Source organism: Streptomyces carpinensis (assembly GCF_002154505.1).
GTDB lineage: Bacteria > Actinomycetota > Actinomycetes > Streptomycetales > Streptomycetaceae > Streptomyces > Streptomyces carpinensis.
This window is the reverse complement of record NZ_MUBM01000320.1, coordinates 1-23,863: the sequence shown is the minus strand read 5'-3', so window position 1 is coordinate 23,863 and position 23,863 is coordinate 1. Positions and strand designations below refer to the sequence as shown.

General features: G+C 71.1%; 21 protein-coding genes. 14 read left to right on the top strand and 7 right to left on the bottom strand.

Annotated elements, in window-relative coordinates:
* Positions 1-44: 44 nt before the first annotated feature.
* Positions 45-1,388 carry a 6-phospho-beta-glucosidase gene (locus BZY54_RS35930; protein ID WP_086729505.1) on the bottom strand — a complete coding sequence of 448 codons (1,344 nt, stop codon included), beginning with the start codon at positions 1,386-1,388 and terminating at the stop codon, positions 45-47.
* Positions 1,389-1,666: 278 nt separating this feature from the next.
* Between BZY54_RS35930 and BZY54_RS35925 the strand changes: the two genes are divergently transcribed.
* The gene (locus BZY54_RS35925; protein ID WP_086729504.1) at positions 1,667-2,512 is read left to right on the top strand and encodes a hypothetical protein; all 846 of its coding nucleotides are present in this window, start codon (positions 1,667-1,669) and stop codon (positions 2,510-2,512) included.
* A gap of 538 nt (positions 2,513-3,050) precedes the next feature.
* Positions 3,051-4,496: a glycoside hydrolase family 16 protein gene (locus BZY54_RS35920; RefSeq protein WP_086729503.1), complete on the top strand. Its 1,446-nt coding sequence runs from the start codon at positions 3,051-3,053 to the stop codon at positions 4,494-4,496.
* 78 nt (positions 4,497-4,574) lie between these two features.
* On the opposite strand, the gene BZY54_RS35915 is transcribed toward BZY54_RS35920, so the two are convergent.
* On the bottom strand, positions 4,575-5,480 hold the full coding sequence (locus BZY54_RS35915; protein ID WP_086729502.1) for a helix-turn-helix domain-containing protein: 906 nt from the start codon (positions 5,478-5,480) through the stop codon (positions 4,575-4,577).
* A 167-nt stretch (positions 5,481-5,647) separates the two neighbouring features.
* On the opposite strand from BZY54_RS35915, the gene tkt reads away from it, so the two are divergent.
* The 7 genes from tkt to BZY54_RS35880 are packed head-to-tail and all read left to right on the top strand — an operon-like array spanning position 5,648 to position 14,660.
* Positions 5,648-7,723, top strand: a complete 2,076-nt coding sequence (gene tkt / locus BZY54_RS35910) for a transketolase (protein ID WP_086729501.1) — start codon at positions 5,648-5,650, stop codon at positions 7,721-7,723.
* Between the two features lie 20 nt (positions 7,724-7,743).
* Entirely contained in the window at positions 7,744-8,913 is a 1,170-nt protein-coding gene (gene tal, locus BZY54_RS35905; protein WP_086729500.1) for a transaldolase, read from the top strand.
* The gene (gene zwf, locus BZY54_RS35900; protein WP_208640880.1) at positions 8,910-10,595 is read left to right on the top strand and encodes a glucose-6-phosphate dehydrogenase; all 1,686 of its coding nucleotides are present in this window, start codon (positions 8,910-8,912) and stop codon (positions 10,593-10,595) included. The genes tal and zwf overlap by 4 nt, the downstream gene beginning before the upstream one ends.
* Entirely contained in the window at positions 10,592-11,518 is a 927-nt protein-coding gene (gene opcA / locus BZY54_RS35895; protein WP_086729499.1) for a glucose-6-phosphate dehydrogenase assembly protein OpcA, read from the top strand. Before zwf ends, opcA begins: the two co-directional genes overlap by 4 nt.
* Before the next feature lies 1 nt (position 11,519).
* A complete protein-coding gene (gene pgi, locus BZY54_RS35890) occupies positions 11,520-13,160 on the top strand; it encodes a glucose-6-phosphate isomerase (RefSeq protein WP_086729498.1) in 1,641 nt (546 codons plus the stop codon).
* Between the two features lie 15 nt (positions 13,161-13,175).
* Entirely contained in the window at positions 13,176-14,060 is an 885-nt protein-coding gene (gene gnd / locus BZY54_RS35885; RefSeq protein WP_086729506.1) for a phosphogluconate dehydrogenase (NAD(+)-dependent, decarboxylating), read from the top strand.
* A 6-nt stretch (positions 14,061-14,066) separates the two neighbouring features.
* Positions 14,067-14,660, top strand: coding sequence for a histidine phosphatase family protein (locus BZY54_RS35880; protein WP_086729497.1), 594 nt, complete (start codon positions 14,067-14,069; stop codon positions 14,658-14,660).
* Between the two features lie 161 nt (positions 14,661-14,821).
* On the opposite strand, the gene BZY54_RS35875 is transcribed toward BZY54_RS35880, so the two are convergent.
* From BZY54_RS35875 to BZY54_RS35865, 3 genes are read right to left on the bottom strand one after another with little or no spacing between them, the layout of a single operon-like run.
* Positions 14,822-15,817: a TAXI family TRAP transporter solute-binding subunit gene (locus BZY54_RS35875; protein WP_086729496.1), complete on the bottom strand. Its 996-nt coding sequence runs from the start codon at positions 15,815-15,817 to the stop codon at positions 14,822-14,824.
* Positions 15,814-17,217, bottom strand: a complete 1,404-nt coding sequence (locus tag BZY54_RS35870; protein WP_086729495.1) for a sensor histidine kinase — start codon at positions 17,215-17,217, stop codon at positions 15,814-15,816. Before BZY54_RS35870 ends, BZY54_RS35875 begins: the two co-directional genes overlap by 4 nt.
* Before the next feature lie 11 nt (positions 17,218-17,228).
* A complete protein-coding gene (locus BZY54_RS35865) occupies positions 17,229-17,888 on the bottom strand; it encodes a response regulator transcription factor (RefSeq protein ID WP_086729494.1) in 660 nt (219 codons plus the stop codon).
* 365 nt (positions 17,889-18,253) lie between these two features.
* Here BZY54_RS35865 and BZY54_RS35860 point away from each other — a divergent pair, with 365 nt between their 5' ends.
* The 3 genes from BZY54_RS35860 to BZY54_RS35850 all read left to right on the top strand — a co-directional run bounded on the left by BZY54_RS35860 (position 18,254) and on the right by BZY54_RS35850 (position 21,826).
* Positions 18,254-19,279 (top strand): amidohydrolase family protein, encoded by a 1,026-nt coding sequence (locus BZY54_RS35860; protein ID WP_086729493.1) that lies wholly within the window; start codon positions 18,254-18,256, stop codon positions 19,277-19,279.
* A gap of 100 nt (positions 19,280-19,379) precedes the next feature.
* Positions 19,380-20,309 carry an amidohydrolase family protein gene (locus tag BZY54_RS35855; protein WP_086729492.1) on the top strand — a complete coding sequence of 310 codons (930 nt, stop codon included), beginning with the start codon at positions 19,380-19,382 and terminating at the stop codon, positions 20,307-20,309.
* Positions 20,310-20,449: 140 nt separating this feature from the next.
* On the top strand, positions 20,450-21,826 hold the full coding sequence (locus BZY54_RS35850) for an MFS transporter (RefSeq protein ID WP_086729491.1): 1,377 nt from the start codon (positions 20,450-20,452) through the stop codon (positions 21,824-21,826).
* Positions 21,827-21,961: 135 nt separating this feature from the next.
* On the opposite strand, the gene BZY54_RS51185 is transcribed toward BZY54_RS35850, so the two are convergent.
* Entirely contained in the window at positions 21,962-22,237 is a 276-nt protein-coding gene (locus tag BZY54_RS51185) for a hypothetical protein (protein ID WP_167414133.1), read from the bottom strand.
* 22 nt (positions 22,238-22,259) lie between these two features.
* Between BZY54_RS51185 and BZY54_RS35840 the strand changes: the two genes are divergently transcribed.
* Positions 22,260-22,562 carry a hypothetical protein gene (locus tag BZY54_RS35840; RefSeq protein WP_107419914.1) on the top strand — a complete coding sequence of 101 codons (303 nt, stop codon included), beginning with the start codon at positions 22,260-22,262 and terminating at the stop codon, positions 22,560-22,562.
* 145 nt (positions 22,563-22,707) lie between these two features.
* Here the strand turns inward: BZY54_RS35840 and BZY54_RS35835 are convergent, their stop codons facing one another.
* The gene (locus BZY54_RS35835) at positions 22,708-23,295 is read right to left on the bottom strand and encodes a TetR/AcrR family transcriptional regulator (protein WP_158103968.1); all 588 of its coding nucleotides are present in this window, start codon (positions 23,293-23,295) and stop codon (positions 22,708-22,710) included.
* 387 nt (positions 23,296-23,682) lie between these two features.
* Here BZY54_RS35835 and BZY54_RS52445 point away from each other — a divergent pair.
* On the top strand, positions 23,683-23,863 hold a 181-nt coding region (locus BZY54_RS52445), incomplete at its 3' end, for a hypothetical protein (RefSeq protein ID WP_208640879.1).

The window sequence follows — 23,863 nt, the reverse complement described above, 5'->3', positions numbered from 1 at the left end:
GGCAGCGGTGACGCCCCGGCATGTGCGCTGCGCGTGCCGGGGCGTCACCGCTGCCTGAGATACGCCAGCCCGGGGTGGACCCGCGTGTAGTCCTCGACGAGCCTGCGGGCCACGTTCACCGAGTCGACCAGTGGGTGCAACGCGAAGGCCTTCACCGCCGTCGCACGGGAGCCGGACTCGGCCGCGGCGAGCACCTCGCGCTCGACCGCCTTGACCGCGCAGACCAGGCCGGTGGCGTGGCCGGGCAGCGGCCCGGCGGACACCGGGTGCGCGCCACTCGCGTCGACCAGGCAGGGGATCTCGACGACGGCCTCCGAGTCCAGCGCCGACAGGCTGCCCCGGTTGCGGACGTTGAGGATCAGCGTGGTGCGCTCGTCACGGGCGATGGCCCGCATCAGGGCGAGGGCCACCTTCTCGTAGCCGCCCGAGAGGTCGTCGGCCTCCCGCTCCCCCGCGCCGGCCGTCTGCCGGTTCTCGGCCATGTAGGTGGCCTCGCGCTCGGCGCGGGTGCGGTTCCAGGCGTCGAGCGCCGGGGCGTTCGGATCCCGCAACTCCTCGTAGAACCGGGCCTGCTGGTCGCGCAGGAAGGCCCCGCGGGTCTTCTCGGCCTGCTGGTAGGCGCACACGGTCTCGCGGTTGAAGTAGTAGTAGTGCAGGTACTCGTTGGGGACGGCGCCCAGCGAGCGCAGCCAGTCGGCGCCGAAGAGCCTGCCCTCCTCGAAGGAGCCGAGCAGGGTGGGGTCGGCGAGCAGACGCGGAAGCTGGTCGCGGCCGGCGACGCGCAGCCCGCGCACCCAGCCGAGGTGGTTGAGGCCGACGTAGTCGATCCACGCCTCCCTCGGGTTCACGCCGAGCACGCGGGCGATACGGCGGCCGAGGCCGACCGGCGAGTCGCAGATGCCGATGACACGGTCACCGAGGTGGCGGGACATGGCCTCGGTGACCAGTCCGGCCGGGTTGGTGAAGTTGATGAGCCAGGCGTCGGGCGCGAGACGGGCCACCCGCCGGGCGATGTCCACGGCGACGGGCACCGTGCGCAGACCGTAGGCGATGCCGCCCGCGCCGACCGTCTCCTGGCCGAGCACGCCCTGTGCGAGCGCCACCCGTTCGTCCTCGGCGCGGCCCTCCAGACCGCCCACACGGATCGCGGAGAACACGAAGTCGGCGCCGCGCAGCGCCTCGTCCAGATCGGTGGTGGCGCGTACCCGGGGGGCGTCCGGCACCCCGGCGGCCTGCTCGGCGAGCACCCGGCTCACCGCGTCGAGCCGTTCCGCGTCCAGGTCGTGCAGGACGACCTCGGTGACCCGGCCCTCGGCGTGGTCGCCCAGCAGCGCCCCGTACACGAGCGGCACCCGGAATCCGCCGCCGCCCAGAATCGTCAGCCTCACGCTCGCACCCTTCCCGACCCGGCCGCCTCGACAGCCACTCAACGGCCGTCCCGTACCGACCCGCCCGGCCCTCACCCGGCCGGTGCCGGCACCCTCCGAACCCTACTGGTCACCTGCCACGGCGCCCGCGAACCGCGTCCGGCGGCGGCCCCGCGCCGGCCGCTCCCCGCCCGTCCCCACGCTCGCGAGGCGTCCCGTCCGAAAACGGTCCCCGATCCGGCCGACGCGTGGTTCCATTCCAACGCCACCATCACCTTCGTCGATTCGGCAGGTACCTGATGAGACGTCAACTCTTCGCGACGGCAGCCTTATCGGCGGCCGTCATGCTCGGCGCGGCCGGTTCACCGGCGTCGGCGGCCGCGCCGGTCTGGCAGGAGACCGGCACGGCGTACGTCGACTCGCTCAGCGGCGGGCAGGGGCTCGCCAGCCGCGCGGACGGCTCGCTGCTGCGCCGCGGGCTGGGTTCGATCCCGCTCGACCTGCGCATCAAGGGCTGGAATCACGTCGGGGACCCGGACATCGCACAGGGGTACGTGTTCGACGCCTACCAGGGCGCGGACACGGCGACGTCCAAGATGTTCGCGGTGACCACCCCGTCCGGCAAGCGCTACGAGTACGTCCACCGGCTCGACGCGGGTGAGAAGGTGAACAACTCCTTCGCCACCGTCTCGCCGGACGGCCAGTGGCTGGTGTCGGGCGAGTGGGGCGACCAGAACCGGCTCCAGGTCTTCCCCGCTCCCCTGCTCAACGCGGCCACCCCGCGCACGGGCGGTGCGCTGCCCCAGGCGCCGCAGATCACGCTCGACAAGCCCGTGCGCGACATCCAGGGCTGTGACTTCGTCGACGACACGCGGCTGCTGTGCGCCTCTGACGACGGCTCGAGGACGCTGTTCCCCGAGGACCGGCCGCTGCTCCAGGTGGACCTGGCGCATCGCCTGGACGGCGGCGCCGTCACCGGCCACGTCACCGGCCTGTTCGCGCTGCCGCAGCGCAGCGTGTGCGGCGGGACGTTCGAGGCCGAGGGTGTGGACTACGACGCGGCGCGCGGCACGTTGCGCGCCGAGGTCGTGTCGCCGGGCGTGTGCCAGGTGGCGACGACCGTCTACTCGTACCGCCTGGAGTAGGCAGAGGCGGGCCGCCTGCAAGTGACAGACCGTACGGCCTGCGGGGGACGCAGGCCGTACCGCCTGCATCGGGCACAGGCCCGTTGTCCCGGCCGCGCGGTTCCCCCGCGTGGCCGGGTGCCGGCCGTCAGGAGCTGCCGGCCCCATGAAGGGACCGTCCCCGACCAGCACGTCGTCATCGGGACCGCGCAGCCGGACAGCACCTCGGCCAGGCGCTTTGCTGCCGGCGGCGGCCACGGCCGCGCGGGAACCCGGCCGGCCGCCCCACGCTCCGACGCATCTTCCCCGAGAGAGCCTCCCCGCGGGGCGCCGACCCCTGCTCCCTGGGGAGGGGCACAACGCCCTCCCGAGGGGAACAGCGCTCCCGGGACAACCTGGAGATCTCCGCCTTCATCAGCTGAACTCCCGTGGTCGCTAAGGACTTTCCTTGCTTTAAGTCTTGACGACCGGGGTGCCCCGGAGCACATTGGCGGCGCACTCGTTGAGAGCGCTCTCAGAGCTCTCCGTTCCCACCACTCCGTACCGAGAGGCACCCCCCATGAGTGAATCCTCCGGCACATCCGCCGGCATACGTGCCGGCGTCCACTGCAGACGGCGCTCCGTGCGGCGGGCGCTCGTCGCCGTCCTCGGCACCCTGGGCCTGGCGGCGGCCGCAGCGACCGCCGCGACCCTGCCCGCGAACGCCTCGGCGCCCACGCCCCCGTCGGGCTGGACGCAGGTGTTCCTCGACGACTTCGACGGCGCCGCCGGTTCCGGCGTCAACACCGGCAACTGGCTCTACGACACGGGCACGTCGTACCCGGGCGGCGCCGCGAACTGGGGCACCGGCGAGGTCGAGTCGATGACCTCCAGCACCAGCAACGTCTCTCTCGACGGCAACGGCAACCTGCTCATCACCCCGCGCCGGGACGCCTCCGGCCACTGGACCTCGGGCCGTATCGAGACCACCCGCACCGACTTCCAGCCGCCGGTCGGCGGCAAGCTGCGCGTGCAGGCCCGGATCCAGATGCCGAACGTCACGGGCGCCGCCGCCAAGGGCTACTGGCCCGCCTTCTGGATGCTGGGCTCGCCCTTCCGCGGCAACTACTGGAACTGGCCGGGCGTCGGCGAGCTGGACATCATGGAGAACGTCCAGGGTCTGAACACCGACTGGGCGACGATGCACTGCGGCACCAACCCGGGTGGCCCCTGCAACGAGACCTCCGGCATCGGCGGTTCGACGTCCTGCCCGGGCGCCACCTGCCAGGCCGGCTTCCACACCTACGCGATGGAGTGGGACAGGTCGACCAGTCCCGAGGAGATCCGCTTCTACGTCGACGGCGTCAACTTCCACACGGTCAGGGCCAACCAGGTCGACGCGACCACCTGGGCGAACGCCACGAACCACGGCTACTTCGTCATCCTGAACGTGGCCATGGGCGGCGGCTTCCCCGGCGCGTTCGGCGGCGGCCCGGACAGCGGCACCGAGCCCGGGCACCCCATGGTGGTGGACTACGTGCAGGTGCTCCAGTCCTCGGGCGGCACGGGCGGCACGGGCGGCACGGGCGGCACCATTCCCCCGCCCTCCGGCAACCGCGACGCCTACAGCCCCGTACAGGCCGAGTCCTACGACGGCCAGAGCGGCGTGATCCCCGAGGCGACCACGGACAGCGGCGGGGGCCAGGACATCGGATCGATCGCCAACGGCGACTGGGCCCTCTACAAGGGCGTCGACTTCGGCTCCACCGCGGCGAAGCAGTTCTACGCCCGGGTCGCGAGCGGAGCGGCGAGCGGGGTCAGCGGACTGGTCGAGGTGCGTCTGGACAGTCGTACCAGCTCCCCCGTCGGCAGCTTCGCGGTGGCCAACACGGGTGGCTGGCAGTCCTGGCGGACGGTCCCGGCGAACATGGCCTCGGTGACCGGCACCCACGACGTCTACCTCACCTTCACCAGCGGCCAGCCGGCGGACTTCGTGAACGTCAACTGGTTCGACTTCGGCCACTGACCGCCGCACCGCACGGCCGCCACACCAGGGAGGGGCTCCGCGCGCATGCGTGGGGCCCCTCCTCCGGTGCGCGTGTGCTCAGCGCAGCTCCGCCCGGAAGGCCACCGGGGTCTGCCCCGTGTGCAGGTGGAAGAACTTCGTGAAGTTGGCGGCGTCGGCGAAGCCGACGGCCACGCCGACCCGGCCGATCGGCAGGTCGGTGTGGGCGAGCAGGCGTTTGGCCTCCAGGACGACACGCTTGTCGATGAAGCCCTTGGGGGTCTCCCCGGTGGCGGCGCGGACCGCGCGGACGAGGGTGCGGCGGGAGTAGCCGAGGGCGTCGGCGTAGGCGCTGACGCTGTGGTTGGTGGTGAACCCCCGCTCGACCGCCTCGCGGAACAGGGTGAAGGTGGTGTCGGCCGGGCCGCGCGCCGCCTCCGCCGAGCTGGCCGCGAGATGGGCCAGCCGCAGCAGGAACGCGGTGAGCGTGTGGCGCAGCACCGCGGTGTGCAGGCTCAGCGGGAGGGTCTCGGTGTCCTCGTACTCGCGGCGCAGCTGGGCGAGCGCGGCCGTCAGCGCGGCGCGCTGGGCCTCGTCGGGGTGGAGCAGGGGCGGCAGGTCGTAGCGGTACAGGCCGGTCGCCTCGACGGTGGCGCGGGGCAGGAAGCCGGGCTGCATGGTCAGGACGGTTCCGCGGTACTCGTCCGTGCGGGAGAAGCGATGGACCTGTCCGGGGCGGATCCAGAGCAGGTCGCCGGCCGCGGCCTCGTACTCGGCGAAGTCGATCATGTGCCGCACGGGGCCGTCGCTGAAGAGCATGACCACGTGGAAGTCGATGCGGTGGACGCGGTGCAGAGGAACCTCGGCGTGCCAGGTGTGGTCGGTGCCCATGGGGCCTATCTGCAGCCCGACGCCGCGCAGGCTGAGGTCGACGGGGAAGGGGAAGGTCCTGATTCCGTCGCCGTCTCCGGCGACCGGTCCGTCCTGGGTGATTGCGTCCGCCATGTCCTTCTCGTACCGCCTTGATCGCCCGCCGGGCGGCCTCGCTCGTCAGGGTCGTGTCCCACTTTCACCACAGGCTGACACACACAGACCTTCCGAGGAAAAAGTCAGACTTTTAAATTCGAACGCGTCCGGCAAGCAACCCCGCTTCCTCCGAGGACTTCTTGAAGATGAGCGAGCAGACAACCGACCGCTTCGAGTGGACCGACCTCGACCGGCGTGCCGTCGACACCGCCCGCCTGTTGGCCGCCGACGCCGTCCAGAAGGTGGGCAACGGCCACCCCGGCACCGCGATGAGCCTGGCCCCGGCCGCCTACACGATCTTTCAGAAGGTGATGCGTCACGATCCGGCCGACCCCGAGTGGACGGGCCGTGACCGCTTCGTCCTCTCCCCCGGCCACACCTCGCTCACCCTGTACACACAGCTCTACCTCGCCGGGTACGAGCTGGAGCTGGACGACCTGAAGGCGTTCCGCACCCACGGTTCCAAGACGCCCGGCCACCCCGAGTACGGGCACACGGCCGGTGTCGAGACCACGACCGGCCCGCTCGGCCAGGGTGTCGCCATGGCGGTGGGCATGGCGATGGCCGCCCGCTACGAGCGCGGCCTGTTCGACCCGGACGCCCCCGAGGGCGAGTCCCCCTTCGACCACACCGTCTGGGCGATCGTCTCCGACGGCGACCTGGAGGAGGGCGTCTCCGCGGAGGCCTCCTCGCTGGCCGGCCACCAGAGGCTCGGCAACCTGGTCTTCCTCTACGACGACAACCACATCTCCATCGAGGGCGACACCGCCACCGCCTTCTCCGAGGACGTGCTGAAGCGCTACGAGGCCTACGGCTGGCACACCCAGCGCATCGAGCCGGACGAGAACGGCGACATCGACGTGCACGCCCTGTACGCGGCGCTGACGGCGGCGAAGGCCGAGACCGGCCGCCCCTCGATCATCGCGATGCGCACGATCATCGCCTGGCCGGCCCCGCACGCGCAGAACACCGAGGCCGCGCACGGCTCGGCGCTGGGCGAGGACGAGGTCGCGGCCACCAAGCGCGTCCTCGGCTTCGACCCCGAGCGGTCCTTCCAGGTGGACGAGGACGTGCTCGCCCACACCCGGCAGGCCCTGGACCGGGGCGCCGAGGCGCACGCGGCCTGGGACAAGCGGCTCGGCGCGTGGCGCGCCGGACAGGTCGAGCGGGCCGAGCTCTTCGACCGGATCGTGGCCGGGCAGCTGCCCGAGGGCTGGGAGGACGCCCTGCCGGTCTTCGAGGAGGGCAAGTCGCTCGCCACCCGCGCGGCCTCCGGCAAGGTGCTGCAGGCCCTCGGCGCGGTCCTGCCCGAGCTGTGGGGCGGCTCCGCCGACCTGGCCGGCTCCAACAACACCACCATCGACAAGACGTCGTCGTTCCTGCCGAAGGGCAACCCGCTGCCGGAGGCCGACCCGTACGGCCGGACCATCCACTTCGGCATCCGCGAGTTCTCCATGGCCGCGGAGATGAACGGCATCGCCCTGCACGGCAACACCCGCGTCTACGGCGGCACCTTCCTGGTGTTCTCCGACTACATGCGCAACGCCGTGCGCATGTCCGCGCTGATGCAGCTGCCGGTGACGTACGTGTGGACGCACGACTCCATCGGCCTGGGCGAGGACGGCCCCACCCACCAGCCGGTCGAGCACCTGGCCTCGCTGCGCGCCATCCCGGGCCTGAACATCGTCCGCCCGGCCGACGCCAACGAGACCGCCATCGCCTGGGCCGAGATCCTCAGGCGGCACGCCACCCACCCGGCCCCGCACGGCCTCGCGCTCACCCGCCAGGGCGTGCCCACGTACGCGCCGAACCCGGACGCGGCCAAGGGCGGATACGTCCTTCAGGAGGCGTCCACCGGGAGCCCCGACGTGGTGATCGTCGCCACCGGCTCCGAGGTGCAGCTCGCCGTGGCCGCGCGGGAACGGCTGGAGGCCGAGGGGATCGGCACGCGGGTGGTGTCGATGCCGTCCGTGGAGTGGTTCGAGGAGCAGCCCCGCGAGTACCGCGAGCGTGTGCTGCCGCCGTCGGTGCGGGCGCGCGTCGCCGTCGAGGCCGGCATCGGTCTGACGTGGTACCGCTACGTAGGTGACGCAGGGCGCGTGGTCTCCCTCGAGCACTTCGGTGCCTCCGCCGACGCCGCGACCCTCTTCGCCGAGTACGGCTTCACCCCCGAGAACGTCGCCGCCGCGGCCCGCGCATCGCTGGCCGCCGCGCGCGCATGATCCGAACGCCACAAGGAAAGATGATCACTGTGACCGAAGCAACCGCGACCGCCGGAGCGCTGCGGCGCCTGTCCGACGAGGGCGTGTCGATCTGGCTGGACGACCTGTCGCGGCGGCGGATCGACTCGGGGAACCTGGCCCGGCTCGTCGAGACCCAGCACGTCGTGGGCGTCACCACCAACCCGTCGATCTTCCAGGCCGCCATCGGTTCCGGGGAGGGCTACGAAGAGCAGCTGTCCGACCTGGCGGTGCGCGGCGTCACGGTCGACGAGGCCGTGCGCATGATGACCACCGCCGACGTGCGCGCCGCCGCCGACGTGCTGCGGCCGGTGTACGAGGCGACCGGCGGACGGGACGGCCGGGTCTCGATCGAGGTCGACCCCCGGCTGGCGCACGACACGCCGGCGACCGTCGCCGAGGCCCGGCAGCTGGCCTGGCTGGTGGACCGGCCCAATGTGATGATCAAGATTCCGGCCACCCGGGCGGGCCTGCCGGCCATCACCGAGGTCGTCGGAGCGGGTATCAGTGTCAACGTGACGCTGATCTTCTCCCTGGAGCGCTACCGCGAGGTCATGGACGCCTACCTCGCCGGTCTGGAGAAGGCGCGCGCCGCGAACCTGGACCTGTCGGGGATCCACTCCGTCGCCTCCTTCTTCGTCTCCCGGGTCGACACCGAGATCGACAAGCGGCTGACCCTGCTGGGCACCGACGAGGCCCTGGCGCTCAAGGGCCGGGCGGCCCTGGCGAACGCGCGGCTGGCCTACGCGGAGTACGAGCAGGTGTTCGGGTCCGCGGACGCTTCGACCGCCCCCGGGGAGCGCTTCGCCGCCCTGGCGGGCGCGGGTGCGAACAAGCAGCGCCCCCTGTGGGCGTCCACCGGGGTGAAGGATCCGGCATACAAGGACACCCTGTATGTGGACGAGCTGGTCGCGCCCGGCACGGTGAACACCATGCCGGAGGGCACGCTGAACGCCACCGCCGACCACGGCGCGATCACCGGTGACACGGTGACCGGCGGCTATGCGCAGGCCCGTGCGGACCTGGCGGCGGTCGAGCGGCTGGGGATCTCCTACGACGAGGTCGTGCAGCAGTTGGAGGACGAGGGCGTCGCCAAGTTCGAGGTGGCCTGGCAGGACCTGCTGGACGCGGTCACGAAGTCCTTGAACAGCAAGGGAGTTGACGCGGAATGAGCAAGAAGCCCGCCGAGCCGGCGGCGCCGGACGTGGCCGGGAGCCCGGCCCCGGACGCCGCCCTGAGCTCCAAGGCGCCGGCCCCCGGGGCCGCGCGGCCGGATGCCGCGCCCTCCCAGGCCGCGCCGTCCGATGTGCGTGTCCCCGTTGCGCCATCCGCCGACTGGGTGAATCCGCTGCGTGATCCCCTGGACCGCCGGCTGCCGCGGATCGCGGGCCCGTCCGGTCTGGTGATCTTCGGCGTGACCGGAGACCTGTCCCGCAAGAAGCTGATGCCGGCCGTGTACGACCTGGCCAACCGCGGGCTGCTGCCCCCGGGCTTCTCGCTGGTCGGCTTCGCCCGGCGCGACTGGGAGAACCAGGACTTCGCCCAGGTGGTGTACGAGGCGGTCAAGGAGCACGCGCGCACGCCCTTCCGTGAGGAGGTCTGGCACCAGCTCACCGAGGGCATGCGGTTCATCCCCGGTGACTTCGACGACGACACGGCGTTCAAGCAGCTGCGGGCCGCCGTCGAGGAGCTGGACGCCTCCCGCGGCACGGGTGGCAATTTCGCCTTCTACCTTTCGGTACCGCCGAAGTTCTTCCCCAAGGTCGTGCAGCAGCTGAAGAAGCACGGTCTCGCGGAGGGGCCCGAGGGTTCCTGGCGCCGCGCGGTCATCGAAAAGCCGTTCGGCCACGATCTCGCCAGCGCCCGGGAGCTCAACCGGATCGTGCACGAGGTGTTCGACCCGGAGCAGGTCTTCCGCATCGACCACTACCTGGGCAAGGAGACCGTCCAGAACATCCTGGCGCTGCGCTTCGCCAACCAGATGTACGAGCCGATCTGGAACCGGTCGTACGTGGACCATGTGCAGATCACCATGGCCGAGGACATCGGCATCGGCGGTCGCGCGGGCTACTACGACGGCATCGGCGCCGCCCGGGACGTCATCCAGAACCACCTGCTGCAGCTGATGGCGCTCACCGCGATGGAGGAGCCGATCGCCTTCGACGCCGAGGCGCTGCTCACCGAGAAGCTGAAGGTGCTGAAGTCGGTGCGGCTGCCCGAGGACCTGGGCGCCCACACCGTGCGCGCCCAGTACGCCGATGGCTGGCAGGGTGGCGAAAAGGTCCCCGGGTACCTCCAGGAGGAGGGCATCAACCCCCAGTCGAAGACCGACACCTACGCGGCCGTCAAGCTGGGGATCGACAACCGCCGCTGGGCGGGCGTCCCGTTCTACCTGCGCACCGGCAAGCGGCTGGGCCGGCGGGTGACGGAGATCGCGGTGGTGTTCAAGCGGGCCCCGCACTCCCCGTTCGACTCCACGGCCACCGAGGAGCTGGGCGAGAACGCGATCGTGATCCGGGTGCAGCCGGACGAGGGCATGACGGTCCGGTTCGGCTCCAAGGTGCCGGGCACCTCGATGGAGATCCGGGACGTCACGATGGACTTCGCCTACGGCGAGTCCTTCACGGAGTCCAGCCCGGAGGCCTACGAGCGCCTCATCCTGGACGTGCTGCTCGGTGACGCCAACCTGTTCCCCCGCCACCAGGAAGTGGAAGAGTCCTGGAAGATCCTCGACCCGATCGAGGCCTACTGGGACGAGCACGGCAGGCCCGCACGGTACCGGTCGGGGACGTGGGGTCCGCGGGAAGCCGACGAGATGCTCGCACGAGACGGACGGAGCTGGCGCAGGCCATGAAGATCGACCTGACCGAGACCACCGCAAGCAAGATCAACAAGGCGTTGGTGCAGGGTCGCCGCGCCATCGGCACGCCCGCGGTGGGCATGGTCCTGACGATGATCATCGTCACGGACGAGGAGAACGCCTACGACTCGATCAAGGCGGCCGAGGACGCCTCCCGCGAGCACCCCTCGCGCACCCTGGTCGTGATCAAGCGGCATGCTCGCACCCTGCGGGACCGCACCCACTCCCGGCTGGACGCGGAGATCCGGGTCGGCTCCGAGGCCGGCACCGGCGAGACGGTGGTGCTGCGGCTGTACGGCGAGGTGTCCGACCACGCCGACTCGGTGGTGCTGCCGCTGCTGCTCCCGGACGCGCCGGTCGTCGTCTGGTGGCCGGTGGAAGCACCGGAGAACCCCGCCGAGGACCCGCTGGGCGCGCTGGCCCAGCGCAGGATCACCGACCTGTACGCCGTCGAACATCCGCTGGAGGTCCTCGAGACCAGGGCGGACCACTACGCCCCCGGCGACACCGACCTCGCCTGGACCCGGCTCACGCTGTGGCGCTCGATGCTCGCCGCCGCCCTGGACCAGGCACGGGTGGAGGTGACCGCCGCGACCGTCGAGGCCGAGGCGGACAACCCGAGCGCGGAGCTGCTGGCCCGCTGGCTGGAGGCACGGCTGGGCGTCAATGTCGACCGGGTGCACAGCCCCGGCCCGTTCGTGACGACCGTACGCCTGGGCACCGCGGGCGGCGAGATCGTCGTCGACCGGCCGGAGGGCCCGCTGGCCACGCTGTCCCTGCCGGGCCAGCCGCCGCGCACCCTCGCCCTCAAGGTCCGTCCCACCTCCGAACTCATCGCCGAGGAGTTGCGCCGCCTCGACGCCGACGACATGTACGCCGTGGCCCTGCGGGGCGACGGGATCAAGGAGACCGTCTGACATGTCCGACACCCCCAAGCTCACCCGGCGGCCGGAGTGGACCGCCCTGGAGAACCACCGCGCCGGCCGGCAGCCGCATCTGCGGGAGCTGTTCGCGGCGGACCCCTCCCGCGCGGAGCGCTACACGGTGCGCGTCGGCGACCTGCGCATCGACTACTCCAAGCACCTGGTCACCGACGAGACCCTGGGCCTGCTGCGGGAGCTGGCCGCCGCCACCGACGTGTTCGGGCTGCGCGACGCCATGTTCCGCGGTGAGAAGATCAACGTCACCGAGAACCGCGCCGTGCTGCACACCGCGCTGCGCGCCCCGCGGGACGCGGTGATCGAGGTCGACGGCGAGAACGTCGTGCCGAGGGTCCACGAAGTCCTCGACAAGATGAGCGACTTCGCCAACCGGGTCCGCTCCGGGGAGTGGACCGGCCACACCGGCAAGCGGATCCGCAACGTCGTCAACATCGGCATCGGCGGCTCCGACCTCGGCCCGGCGATGGCCTACGAGGTGCTGCGCCCCTACACCGACCGCGGCCTGACCCTGCGGTTCGTCTCCAACGTCGACGGCGCGGACCTGCACGAGGCGACCCGCGACCTGGACCCGGCGGAGACGCTGTTCATCGTCGCGTCCAAGACCTTCACCACCATCGAGACGATCACCAACGCCACCTCGGCCCGCTCCTGGCTCCTCAAGGGGCTCGGCGGCGACGAGAAGGCGGTCGCCAAGCACTTCGTGGCCCTGTCCACGAACACGCAGAAGGTCACCGAGTTCGGCATCGACGTCGACAACATGTTCGAGTTCTGGGACTGGGTCGGCGGACGGTACTCCTACGACTCCGCGATCGGCCTCTCGCTGATGATCGCCATCGGCCCCGACCGCTTCCGGGAGATGCTCGACGGCTTCCGCATCGTCGACGACCACTTCCGCAACGCGCCGGCCGAGGCCAACGCCCCGCTGCTGCTGGGCCTGCTGGGCGTCTGGTACGGCAACTTCTTCGACGCGCAGACGCACGCGGTGCTGCCGTACTCGCACTACCTGTCGAAGTTCACCGCCTACCTCCAGCAGCTGGACATGGAGTCCAACGGCAAGTCGGTGCAGCGCGACGGCGAACCGGTCCAGTGGCAGACCGGCCCGGTGGTCTGGGGCACCCCGGGCACCAACGGGCAGCACGCCTACTACCAGCTCATCCACCAGGGCACCAAGCTCATCCCGGCGGACTTCATCGGCTTCGCCAATCCTGTCGCCGAGCTCAGCGACGAACTCAAGGCACAGCACGACCTGCTGATGGCCAACCTGTTCGCGCAGGGACAGGCGCTGGCCTTCGGCAAGACCGCCGAGGAGGTGCGCGCCGAGGGAGTGCCCGAGGAGCAGGTCCCGCACCGCACCTTCCACGGCAACCACCCCACGACCACGATCCTCGCGACCGAGCTGACCCCGTCGGTCCTCGGCCAGCTGATCGCCCTCTACGAGCACAAGGTGTTCGTCCAGGGCGCGATCTGGAACATCGACTCCTTCGACCAGTGGGGCGTCGAGCTCGGCAAGGTGCTCGCCAAGCGCGTCGAACCCGCCCTCACCGAGGGCGCGGACGTGCCCGGTCTCGACCCGTCCACCGCCGCCCTCGTGGCCGCGTACCGCACACTCAGGAAGTGAACTGACATGGCAGCGATGCAGTTGGGCCTGATCGGCCTGGGCAAGATGGGCGGCAACATGCGCGAACGCCTGCGCAACGCCGGCCACACCGTGGTCGGCTACGACCGCAACCCCGAAGTGTCCGACGTTCCCAGCATGGTCGACCTCGTCGACCAGCTCGCCCAGCCGCGCATCGTCTGGGTGATGGTCCCCGCGGGCGGCCCGACCCAGCACGTCATCGACCAGCTGGCGACCCTGCTCAAGCCCGGCGACCTCGTCGTGGACGGCGGCAACTCCCGCTGGACGGACGACGTCAAGCACGCCAAGCAGCTGCACGCGCGGGGCATCGGCTTCGTCGACGCGGGCGTCTCCGGCGGTGTGTGGGGCCTGAAGAACGGCTACGCGCTCATGGTGGGCGGCGACAAGGAGCACGTCGACCGCCTCAAGCCGATCTTCGACGCGCTCAAGCCCGAGGGCCCCTACGGATACGTCCACGCGGGCAAGGTCGGCGCCGGGCACTTCGCGAAGATGGTCCACAACGGCATCGAGTACGCGATGATGCAGGCCTACGCCGAGGGCTGGGAGCTGCTGGAGAAGGTCGACTCCGTGGACAACGTCCGCGAGGTCTTCCGCTCCTGGCAGGAGGGCACCGTCATCCGCTCCTGGCTGCTGGACCTCGCGGTCGACGCCCTCGACGAGGACGAACACCTGGAGAAGCTGCGCGGCTACGCGGAGGACTCGGGCGAGGGCCGGTGGACCGTGGAGGCCGCCATCGACAACGCCGTACCCCTTCCGGCGATCACCGCATCCCTCTTCGCCCGGTTCGCCTCCCGCCAGGAGGACTCGCCGCAGATGAAGATGGTCGCAGCGCTGCGCAACCAGTTCGGCGGCCACGCCGTCGAGTCCGTGAAGAAGGACTGAGGCGCCGTGGGGGACCTTCTCCTGGTCCGCCACGGCGAGACGGAGTGGAGCCTGTCGGGCCGGCACACCAGCCGCACCGACCTGCCCCTCACCCAGCACGGCGAGGAACAGGCCAAGTCGCTCGCTCCGCTCCTGTCCGTCCGGCCCCACGCGCTCGTGCTGACCAGTCCGCTCGGCCGCGCGGTGCGCACGGCCGAACTGGCGGGCCTGACCGGCGCGGTGCCGGAGGCGGACCTGCACGAGTGGGACTACGGCGGCTACGAGGGCGTGACCACGGCCGACATCCACCGCACCCGGCCCGGCTGGGATCTGTGGACCGACGGGGTGCCGGCGGACGAGGACGGCCGCCCCGGCGAGTCACCGCAGGAGGTCGGACGGCGGGCGGACCGGGTGCTCGCCCGGCTCGACGCCACGCTCGCGCAGGACGCCCGTGACGTCGTCCTGGTGGCGCACGCCCACTTCCTGCGGGTGCTGACGGCCCGCCGGCTGGGCCTGCCGCCCGCGGACGGGCGGCTGTTCCAGCTCGCGACGGGCACGCTCAGCCGGCTGTCGACGGAGCACGACCGGCCGGTGATCGCCGAGTGGAACACCCGGCCCTGACCGCGCCCGCCCGGGCCCGGACCGCCCTGAGGCGGCCCGGGCCGGGGCGTCGTCGCCTCGCTCGCGAGGTACTGGAAGGCCTCGAGCACAATTCGTCCTCACGGGTGGAACCCGTCGTGTCCGTCATCGTGGAACCCGGCGACGGCGGACGGGAAGGCCGCTCACCCGTGCAGTGAGCGGTAGGCCGACACCGCCCCAGGATGGAGCGCGATGCTGCCCGTGCCGATCAGACTGCGGACGTCGAGGAACTGCGCTCCGACGGCGTTGTCGGGGACGAGGTCGGTGGCGCGGAGGACCAGCAGGCGTGTGAGGGCGCCGGCCACGGCGGGATCCAGGTCCGGGCGGCACACCAGGAGGTTCGACACTCCGATGGTGGTGACGCCGCCCGACTCCCGGTAGGCGCTCTGCGGAAAGGTCACCTGCTCCAGGCCCGCGTCGGCAAGAGAGCCGTCACCACCCCCGAGCCGGGGCAACAAGCCCGCCAGTGGCAGGAACCGCAGACCAAGGTCCTTGTCGAGATTCGAGAGCGTGGGCAGCGGTACGCCACCCGCTACGAGCAGGCCGTCAATGGTTCCGGCCCGCACGGCATCCGCCGCGGCGGCCAGCCGAAGGTGCCGTACGGAGACGTCCTTACCCGTGGAGAGACCCGCCGCGTCCAGCAGCCGTTCGCCCAGGACGGCCGCTCCTGATCCGAATGCTCCGAGCGAGACGCTGTGCCCGGCCAGGTCGGCCACCGTGCCCACGGAGGAGTCCGCGCGGACGGCGAGCTGGAGGTAGGTCTCGTAGACCCTGCCGATCGCGCGCAGCGGCACCGGGCGGGGGAAGAGGCCGGTGCCCTGTGCGGCCCGTGCGGTGTCGGTCAGGACGAGCGCGAGGTCGGCCTCACCGTCGCGCAGCAGCTCGATGTTGGTGACGCTGCCCGCGGTGGTGTGGATGCGGCAGCTCAGTCCGGGGTGGGCACGTTGGAGCTCGTCGGCGACGCGGCGCCCGAAGGCCGCGTAGAACGCCGTCGGCTCACCGGTCGCCAGGCGCAGTACGCCGCTCAGCTCGGGGTTCTGGCGTGAGGCGTCGCTCAGGAGTGCGCCGCCGAGTGCGGCGACGGCTGCCGAGCCGGCCGCGGCCCGCAGGACGGTACGGCGATCGACGGGACGGCTCACGACGCACCCCCGCAGGCCGGCACACCCGGCAGGAGAGCCCGCGCCCGCAGCCCGTGCGGCCGGACGGGGGACAGTTCCAGACGGCCTCCGCGGCCCGCCAGCAGCTGTTCGGCGATGGCCAGGCCCAGACCCGTGCCCGTCGTGCCCGCCTGGCGGGCCGCACGCCAGAATCTCGTCGTCGCCTGGGAGATCTCCTCCTGTGTCAGGCCGGGACCGTCGTCCGTCACCGTGAGGACCACGTGGTCGCCCTCGGCGGTACAGCTGAGGACGATCGTGGCGTCCGGCCCCGCGTACTTGATGGCGTTGTCCAGGAGGATGTCCGTGACCTGGGCGAGTTCCCCCCGCGTGCAGGCAGCCGTCACGGGCCCTCCGGCCTCGGTGGTCAGGTGGACTCCGGCGCGCCGGGCGACGGGTTCCCACCGCCGGTGCTGGGTCCGGGCGGTCTCGGCCGCGTCGCAGTAGGCGTCCGCGCCGTCGCTCACCGCCAGCTCCCCGGCTCGGTGTTCGGCGGTGGCAAGGGCCAGCATGTCGTCCAGCAAGATCTCCAGGCGGTCGAGTTCGGTGGTGACGCCGGCGTACGTGCGGTCGGCGGACGACGGCAGATGGGAACGCAGGGCGTCGACGCGGAGTCGGAGCGCTGCCATGGGGTTGCGCATCTGGTGGGAGGTGTCGGCGACGAGCCGGCGCTGCTGCTCCAGAGCCGCCGTGACGATGCCGGCCATCCGGTTGAAGCCGATGGCCAGCTGGCGCAGTTCCGGCGGACCGCCGGCGCTGGTCTGCTCGTGCGGCAGTCCCGCGGCGAGCCGGCCGACGGCGCGGTCGAGGCGGCGCAGCGGGCTGACCACCCAGTGGGTCGCGGCGCGGGCGAGGGCCGTGCAGGCGACGGCGACGAGGGCCGTGCCGGCCAGGACCACGGCCCAGCGCCGGGTGATGTCGGCGGCCGCGGTCCCCACCGAGGCGCGCAGCACGACGGCCCCGGTGACCTGCGTGCCGGTGCCCGCGGGCTCGGCGAACATCCGGCTCCCGCGTGACCAGGGACGGAGCGTGCCCTTGGGGTGCGCCGTCTGGTTGCGCAGGGCCGCGTCGACCAGCCGGGAGACGGCGGGGTCGGCGGCGCGCATGCCACCGGTCTGGACGACGGCGCCGCGGCGTGCGTCGGTGACGACGAGGGCTTCGCCGTACAGCTGGGTGTAACGGTGTGCCTCGGCTTCGAGCCCGGAGGTGTCCCCGGTCGCGGCCGCCTGGTTCATGAGGGACGCGAAGCGGTCGAGGTCGGCGCTGCGGGCGAGTACCAGCTGCTGGGTGCGGTCCGAGGCGGTGAACAGCAGCAGTGGCACGGCGAAGGCGGCCACCGCGAGGGTTCCGAACACCAGCAGCACGGCCTGGACCCGGGTACGCACGCGCCGGCTCCTCAGTCCCCGAAGCGGTAGCCGAAGCCACGGATGGTGGTGAGGAGCTCCGGGCGTCGCAGCTTGGCGCGCAGCTGCGTGAGGTGGACGTCCAGAGAGCGGGACACGGCATGGTGGGCGTCGCCCCACACCTCGTCCAGGACCTGCTCGCGGCTGACGGCTGTGCCCGTCCGCGCGGCCAGCACAGCGAGGATGTCGAACTCCTTCGTGGTCAGCTCGACCTCCACCCCGTCCACCCGGACGCGGCGCGCACTGAGATCGACCTCGACGTCTCCGACGCAGACCGTGCGTACCGCCGCGGCACCGCGCGCCGGGGACCGTCGGGTGACGGCCTCGATACGGGCCAGCAGTTCGGTGAGACGGACGGGCTTGACCACGTAGTCGTCGGCCCCGAGGCGCAGTCCGCGCACGACGGACCGCTCGTCGCCGCGGGCGGTGAGCACCACCACGGGCAGGTGGCTGACCGCTCGCAGTTCGCGCAGCACCTCCAGGCCGTCGACATCGGGCAGGCCCAGGTCGAGCAGCAGCAGATCGGCGCTGCGGTGGTAGGTCAGGACGTCCCCGCCGTGCCGGACCCTCCGGGTGTCGTGGCCATGGTCGTACAGGACCTCCACCAGCGCCGCGGCGACCCCGTCGTCGTCCTCGGCCAGCAGTATCTGCATCCCGCACACCTCCCTTCAGCGGCGTCCGCTGGTTCGGCTCTCGGCGGCGTCGGACACGGCCTCTGCGGGGTTTCCACCCGAAGACGGTCGTCGGCGTAGCCACGGACGGACGCCCAGGTCCCATGCGGCCACACGCCGCGCCCCTGGGCAGGCATACGAACCGGCTCCGACCGGCGCACGCCACGGCCCCAACTTAGACCACGACCGAGCGCGGATTCTGTGTGCCGGGACACACAGGCGCAGGTCAGCGGGGACCGGGAATGTTAAGGGGACGTTAGTTCCGTGTCCGGTCCTCTCGTGCCGCCGTACCCGGCGGCACGAGGCTGCAGCGGTCGACGACGACGCCGGACGACGGGAAACACTCAATGATCATCGATGTCCACGGGCACTACACGACCGCGCCGCCGGCCCTGGCGGCCTGGCGCGACCGGCAGATCGCAGGGCTCACCGACCCCGCCGCCGCGCCCGCCCGCGCGGACCTGCGGATCAGCGACGACGAGCTGCGCGAGACCATCGAGCAGAACCAGTTGCGGCTGATGGACGAACGCGGAATCGACCTGACGGTCTTCTCGCCCCGCGCCTCCTTCATGGCACACCACATCGGGGACTTCCGGACATCGTCCGAGTGGGCGGCCATCTGCAACGAACTCTGCTACCGCATCAGCCAGTTGTTCCCGGAGCGCTTCGCGCCCGCCGCGATGCTCCCGCAGTCGCCCGGCATCGACCCGGCCACCTCCATCCCCGAACTCACGCGCTGTGTGGAGGAGTACGGCGCCGTCGCGCTGAACCTCAACCCCGACCCCTCCGGCGGCCACTGGACCGCCCCGCCCCTCACGGACCGCTCGTGGTACCCGCTCTACGAGAAGATGGTCGAATACGACATCCCGGCGATGATCCACGTCAGCACCAGCGTCAACCCGGCCTTCCACACGACCGGCGCTCACTATCTCAACGCCGACACCACGGCGTTCATGCAGCTCGTACAGGGTGACCTGTTCGCGGACTTCCCCACACTGCGCCTGGTCATCCCGCACGGTGGCGGTGCGGTGCCGTACCACTGGGGCCGGTTCCGGGGGCTGGCGATGGCTCTCGGCAAGCCGCCGCTGGAGGAGCACGTCCTGGGCAACGTCTTCTTCGACACCTGCGTCTACCACCAGCCCGGCTCCGACCTGCTCTTCGACGTCGTCCCCACCAGGAGCATTCTCTTCGCCTCGGAGATGATCGGCGCCGTCCGCGGCATCGACCCGTGCACCGGCCACCACTTCGACGACACCGGTCGCTACGCCGAGACGGCCAAGCTGCCGACGGAGGACCTGGCCGCCATCCATGAGCACAACGCACGGGCCGTGTACCCGCGCCTGGACGCGCTGCTGCGGCGGCAGGGCCGCTGACCTGCGGCGCCACCCGCCCTCCCGCGCCCCTTCCCTCTTCTGCATCCCCCTTTGCCCATCCCCTCCGTCCGCCTGCCGGCGGACGCCCCCTGGAGAACGCATGACCGACCGGACCCTCCTCGCTCCCAAGACTCCCGGCTGGCTGGACTGGTACCAGAACCCCTCCAGGCCCACCTTCCGGCTGCCGCCGGGCACCGTCGACGCGCACTGTCATGTCTTCGGTCCCCAGGCCGACTTCGCCTTCGCGCCGGAGCGCAGGTACACGCCTTGCGACGCCGGCAAGGAGGAGCTGTTCGCGCTCCGCGACCACCTGGGCGTCGCCCGCAACGTCATCGTGCAGGCCACCTGCCACGGCGCGGACAACTCCGCGATGGTGGACGCCGTACGGGCGTCCGAAGGCAGGGCGCGCGGCATCGCGACCGTACGGCCGGACGTCGGCGAGAGCGAGCTGCGGGAACTGGACGCCGCCGGCGTACGCGGGGTGCGGTTCAACTTCGTGCGGCGTCTCGTCGACGCCTCACCCCAGGACGACCTGCGCCTGATCGCGGAGAAGATCGCCCCGCTGGGCTGGCACATCGTCCTCTACTTCGAGAGCGCCGACCTGCCGGACCTGGAGGACTTCTTCGCCTCGCTGCCCACCGCGCTGGTGGTGGACCACATGGGTCGGCCGGACGTGACGCGGCCGGTGGACGGGCCGGAGTTCAGCCGTTTCCTGCGCTTCGTCGAGAACAACGACGTCTGGGTGAAGGTCACCTGCCCCGAGCGCCTCAGCGTGACCGGGCCCGCCGCCCTGGACGGCGAACGGCGCCCTTACACGGACGTCGTGCCCTTCGGCCGCCGCATCGTGGACGAGTTCCCGGACCGAGTGCTGTGGGGCACGGACTGGCCCCACCCCAACCTCACCGACCACATGCCCGACGACGGGCTCCTGGTCGATTACGTGCCACAGGTGGCGGTCACGACCGAACAGCAGCGCAAGCTCCTCGTCGACAACCCGATGCACCTGTACTGGCCCGGCGAAGCGGACTGACCCCCCTTTCCGCGACCACCGCCTCGTGGCTCCGGTCCCCGAGTCGCCCGGCCACGACCGCGATCGGGCCCCTCTCCGGCCGCCTCCCCCTGCGACCGCTACACCACTTCGACCGCTTCGACTGTGACAAGGGCGTCCCCATGCACCACTCTGCGGCACCACACTCCAATGCGCTGAACCGGCTGAACAGACTGCCGATCTCCCGGTTCCACAAGGTCACCCTGCTGGCCGTGTCCTTCGCCTACTTCTTCGAGTTCGCGGACATCAACACCTTCGCGACGACCGCACCCAAGCTGATCAGCCTGTGGGGCGTGACGATCGACCAGATCGCCTACGTCACCTCGCTGTCGTTCGTCGGCATGTTCATCGGGTCGGTCGTCGCCGGTGCCATCGCCGACCGGTGGGGCCGCAAACGGGCGTTGCTACTGACCACACTGTGGTTCGGCGCGTTCTCGTTCGCGTCGGTGTTCTCCTGGGACATCGTCTCCCTGGGCGTGTTCCGCGTCCTGACGTCGGCCGGACTGGCCGCGATGACCGTCGTCGCGGTCATCTACGTCAACGAGATGTATCCGGCCGCCGTGCGCGGCAAGTTCCAGGCGTACGCCATCGTCATCGGCATCGTCGGCACCCCGGCCACCAACCTCGTCGCCAGCGGTGTGGTGCCGCTGAGCGACTGGTCGTGGCGGCTGATCTACCTGTGGGGAGCACTCGGCGTCCTGCTCGTGCTGTTCACCAAGCGGCTGAAGGAATCACCTCGTTGGTACGAGAGCCGTGGGCAGTACGCCGAGGCGGACGAGGTCCTGCGGGCGATCGAGGCGGCCGTCGCCGCGGAGAAGGGCCCGCTGCCCGAGCCGCTGCCGCCCGTGCAGGAGGCGCCGGCGACGCGCGCCCCGCTGCGGCTGCTGCTGCAGAAGAAGTACCTGTTCCCGACGCTGCTGCTCACGGTGGTGTGGGTGACGCAGACGATCGGCTTCTTCGGCTACTCCAGCTGGGCGCCCACCCTGCTCGCCAAGGAGGGCTTCAGCGTCGAGAAGTCGGTCTTCTACGTGGCGCTCACGACGGTCGGCGCGCCGCTGGGCTCCTACCTGGCGTCACTGGTCACCGACCGCTTCGAGCGCAAGTGGTGCCTGGCCGCTTTCGGCACGGTCATCGCGCTGTGCGGTCTGCTGTACGGGCTCACGTTCAACCCGGTGCTGATCATCCTCTTCGGCTTCCTGGTAAACCTGTTCGAGCGCGGCTACACGGCACTCGGTTACGCCTACTCCCCCGAGCTGTTCGACACGCGGAGCCGCTCGCTGGGCACCGGCATCTCCTACGGCCTCGGCCGGCTGTCGAACGCCGCAGGCCCGCTGATCGTCGCGGCGATCTACCAGAGCAGCGGCTACCGGAGCGTCTTCTACTTCATCGCCGGAACCTGGCTGGTCGGCGCGATCGTCCTGGCCCTGGTCGGCCCTCGCACCCGTCAGAGCCGCGTGGTCGTCCAGCAAGAGCAGCACGAGACCGTGGGAACGCCGTGACCCCGCGTGCTGCGAAGCTGGGAGCGTTGGCGGCCCAGCCCGGCTGTGACACCCACCTCCCAGCGCCAGGAGCCGAGCACGCTCCTCGCCAAGGTGCTCCCCAGTCACCCCTCACAGCCCTCCGGAGGCTGGGCCCTACTGTTCGCTGCCTCCTCGCACGTAGGTGATGTAATCGGCGGCCGCGGCAGCGGTGTCGTACTCGGAGCCGAACCCGGTGTCCTCGCGCAGGCGAGTCGTGTCCAGCCACCGCGGCGCCGCAACGTCCCGTGGGGGCAGCTCGCCGTGGAACCCGGGTTCGACGGAGGCGATCGCCGCGATCACCTCGGCGTTGCTCGTTGCACGACCCGAACCGACGTTGTTGGTCGCATGGCGCAGCCCCGGCGCCAGCCGGAGGAGCGCGAGCGCGGCCAAGCTCGGCGTCGACCGCACCACGATGGTGGCCCTGATCGACGCCCTCGAGCCCAAGGGCATCGTCGCCCGGAAGCCCGGTCCGAACGACCTCCGACGCAACGCCATCGAGCTGACCGAGCCCGGGCTCGCGCTCTACTGGGAGGCCGACGCCGAGTGCGTCGCGGCAGAGGACCTGAGGGGGTTCGTCGCCATCCTGCGCGCCGAGGGCTCTGCGCAGGACCGGGTCGCCTTCCTCCGCGAGCACCGCGCCGCCCTGGAGCAGCGCGTGGCGGCACTGCTCCGGGCCATGGAGGTACTCGACGAGAAGATCGCCTACTACAGCTGAGCACGCGGAGCCGCGCCCCTGCCCGCGCCCGGCGCACCGCACCTCCCACAGGATCCCGGCCTCCGCGCCGTCCGGCTCCGCCCGCTGCCCCGGATCACGCGGCCTACGGCACCCTCGGCGGGGATCGTCCCCGCGGGGGCGACTTCTACGCGGGGCCGACTTCCCCGCTCGGCGGTCCTTCCCGGTCTGCGGGGGCGAGTTCCCGGGAGACCGGGAGACGGCCGTGCAGGAGGAGGCTGACGAGTTGGTCCACCACCACCTCGTCCGGTGCGACGCGGTTCACCGCGGCCAGGTACACGACCGTTCCGGAGTAGATGTCGACCATCAGTGACGTATCGGTGTCCGGCGGCAACCGGCCTGCGAGGCGGGCCCGCTCCAGCAGGTTCACGACAGAGGCGCGGCGGGGTTCGATGAGCTCGGCGAAGGCTCCGGTGCCGGTGGGATCCTCGATCACGTCGGCGAGGAGCGCCGGAAGGATCAGGCATGTGGGCATGGCGGAGACGAGGTCGATGACGAGACGGACGGCGGTGCGCAGGTCGGCTTCCAGATCGCCGGTCTCATGGAGGGGAGGCAGGGGAACCTCCCCACTGAGGGCTTCGATCACGAGTGCGGCCTTGTTCGGCCACCACCGGTAGATGGTGGCCTTGCTGACTCCGGCCCGCCGGGCGATGCCTTCGAAGGCGAGCCGCTGGTATCCGACCTCGCCGAGGAGGTCTTTCGTGGCTCTGAGCACGGCCCTGTGAGGCTCCTGGCGGCGCCGCCGCGAGTCATGCGTGATGCGGTCGGGCTCGTCGCACTCGGGAATCAAAGAGTTCGGACGGCCGTCCTGCGACCTGGGAGCGTCCACCGCATGCCTCCCTGTGTGAGCCTCTGGCACCCCCGTTGACTTTGCCCATAGAACGAGTCAATGTTGACGAAACGGGGCGTTTCGTACCGTAAAGCCTCGCCTTGTACTCAATAGTAGATCCGCAAGCCTGCCAGGAAAGCGCTGTGACGTCGTTCGGCACATCCGGCGGGTGGGTCACCGCGCGCCGGACCCGCGCGCAGGATCTGACGCGTGTGGGCGTTCCCCTTGAGCGCCCGAGCTCCCTGTTTCGACCCCCGGAAGGGGGCGCTTGAAATGCGCGCAACCAAGAGCAAGATGCGGCGCATAGCCGCTGTGGTGTGCACGGCTCCCATCTTCGCCATCGCGGCCGGAGCCGGGGCTGCCAGCGCGGCCGCTCTCCCCTCGTCGTCCCATGTCGCTTCGGCTCCCTCCTACCGGGGAGATCGCTGTGACGGCTGGGGCTGGGGCTGGGGAG

Coding starts and splice junctions, on each gene's coding strand:
- BZY54_RS35925 (WP_086729504.1), top strand. CDS start 1,667: ATGAGACGTCAACTCTTCGCGACGGCAGCCTTATCGGCGGCCGTCATG.
- BZY54_RS35920 (WP_086729503.1), top strand. CDS start 3,051: ATGAGTGAATCCTCCGGCACATCCGCCGGCATACGTGCCGGCGTCCAC.
- BZY54_RS35915 (WP_086729502.1), bottom strand. CDS start 5,480: ATGGCGGACGCAATCACCCAGGACGGACCGGTCGCCGGAGACGGCGAC.
- tkt (WP_086729501.1), top strand. CDS start 5,648: ATGAGCGAGCAGACAACCGACCGCTTCGAGTGGACCGACCTCGACCGG.
- tal (WP_086729500.1), top strand. CDS start 7,744: ATGATCACTGTGACCGAAGCAACCGCGACCGCCGGAGCGCTGCGGCGC.
- zwf (WP_208640880.1), top strand. CDS start 8,910: ATGAGCAAGAAGCCCGCCGAGCCGGCGGCGCCGGACGTGGCCGGGAGC.
- opcA (WP_086729499.1), top strand. CDS start 10,592: ATGAAGATCGACCTGACCGAGACCACCGCAAGCAAGATCAACAAGGCG.
- pgi (WP_086729498.1), top strand. CDS start 11,520: ATGTCCGACACCCCCAAGCTCACCCGGCGGCCGGAGTGGACCGCCCTG.
- gnd (WP_086729506.1), top strand. CDS start 13,176: ATGCAGTTGGGCCTGATCGGCCTGGGCAAGATGGGCGGCAACATGCGC.
- BZY54_RS35865 (WP_086729494.1), bottom strand. CDS start 17,888: ATGCAGATACTGCTGGCCGAGGACGACGACGGGGTCGCCGCGGCGCTG.
- BZY54_RS35860 (WP_086729493.1), top strand. CDS start 18,254: ATGATCATCGATGTCCACGGGCACTACACGACCGCGCCGCCGGCCCTG.
- BZY54_RS35855 (WP_086729492.1), top strand. CDS start 19,380: ATGACCGACCGGACCCTCCTCGCTCCCAAGACTCCCGGCTGGCTGGAC.
- BZY54_RS35850 (WP_086729491.1), top strand. CDS start 20,450: ATGCACCACTCTGCGGCACCACACTCCAATGCGCTGAACCGGCTGAAC.
- BZY54_RS35840 (WP_107419914.1), top strand. CDS start 22,260: ATGGTGGCCCTGATCGACGCCCTCGAGCCCAAGGGCATCGTCGCCCGG.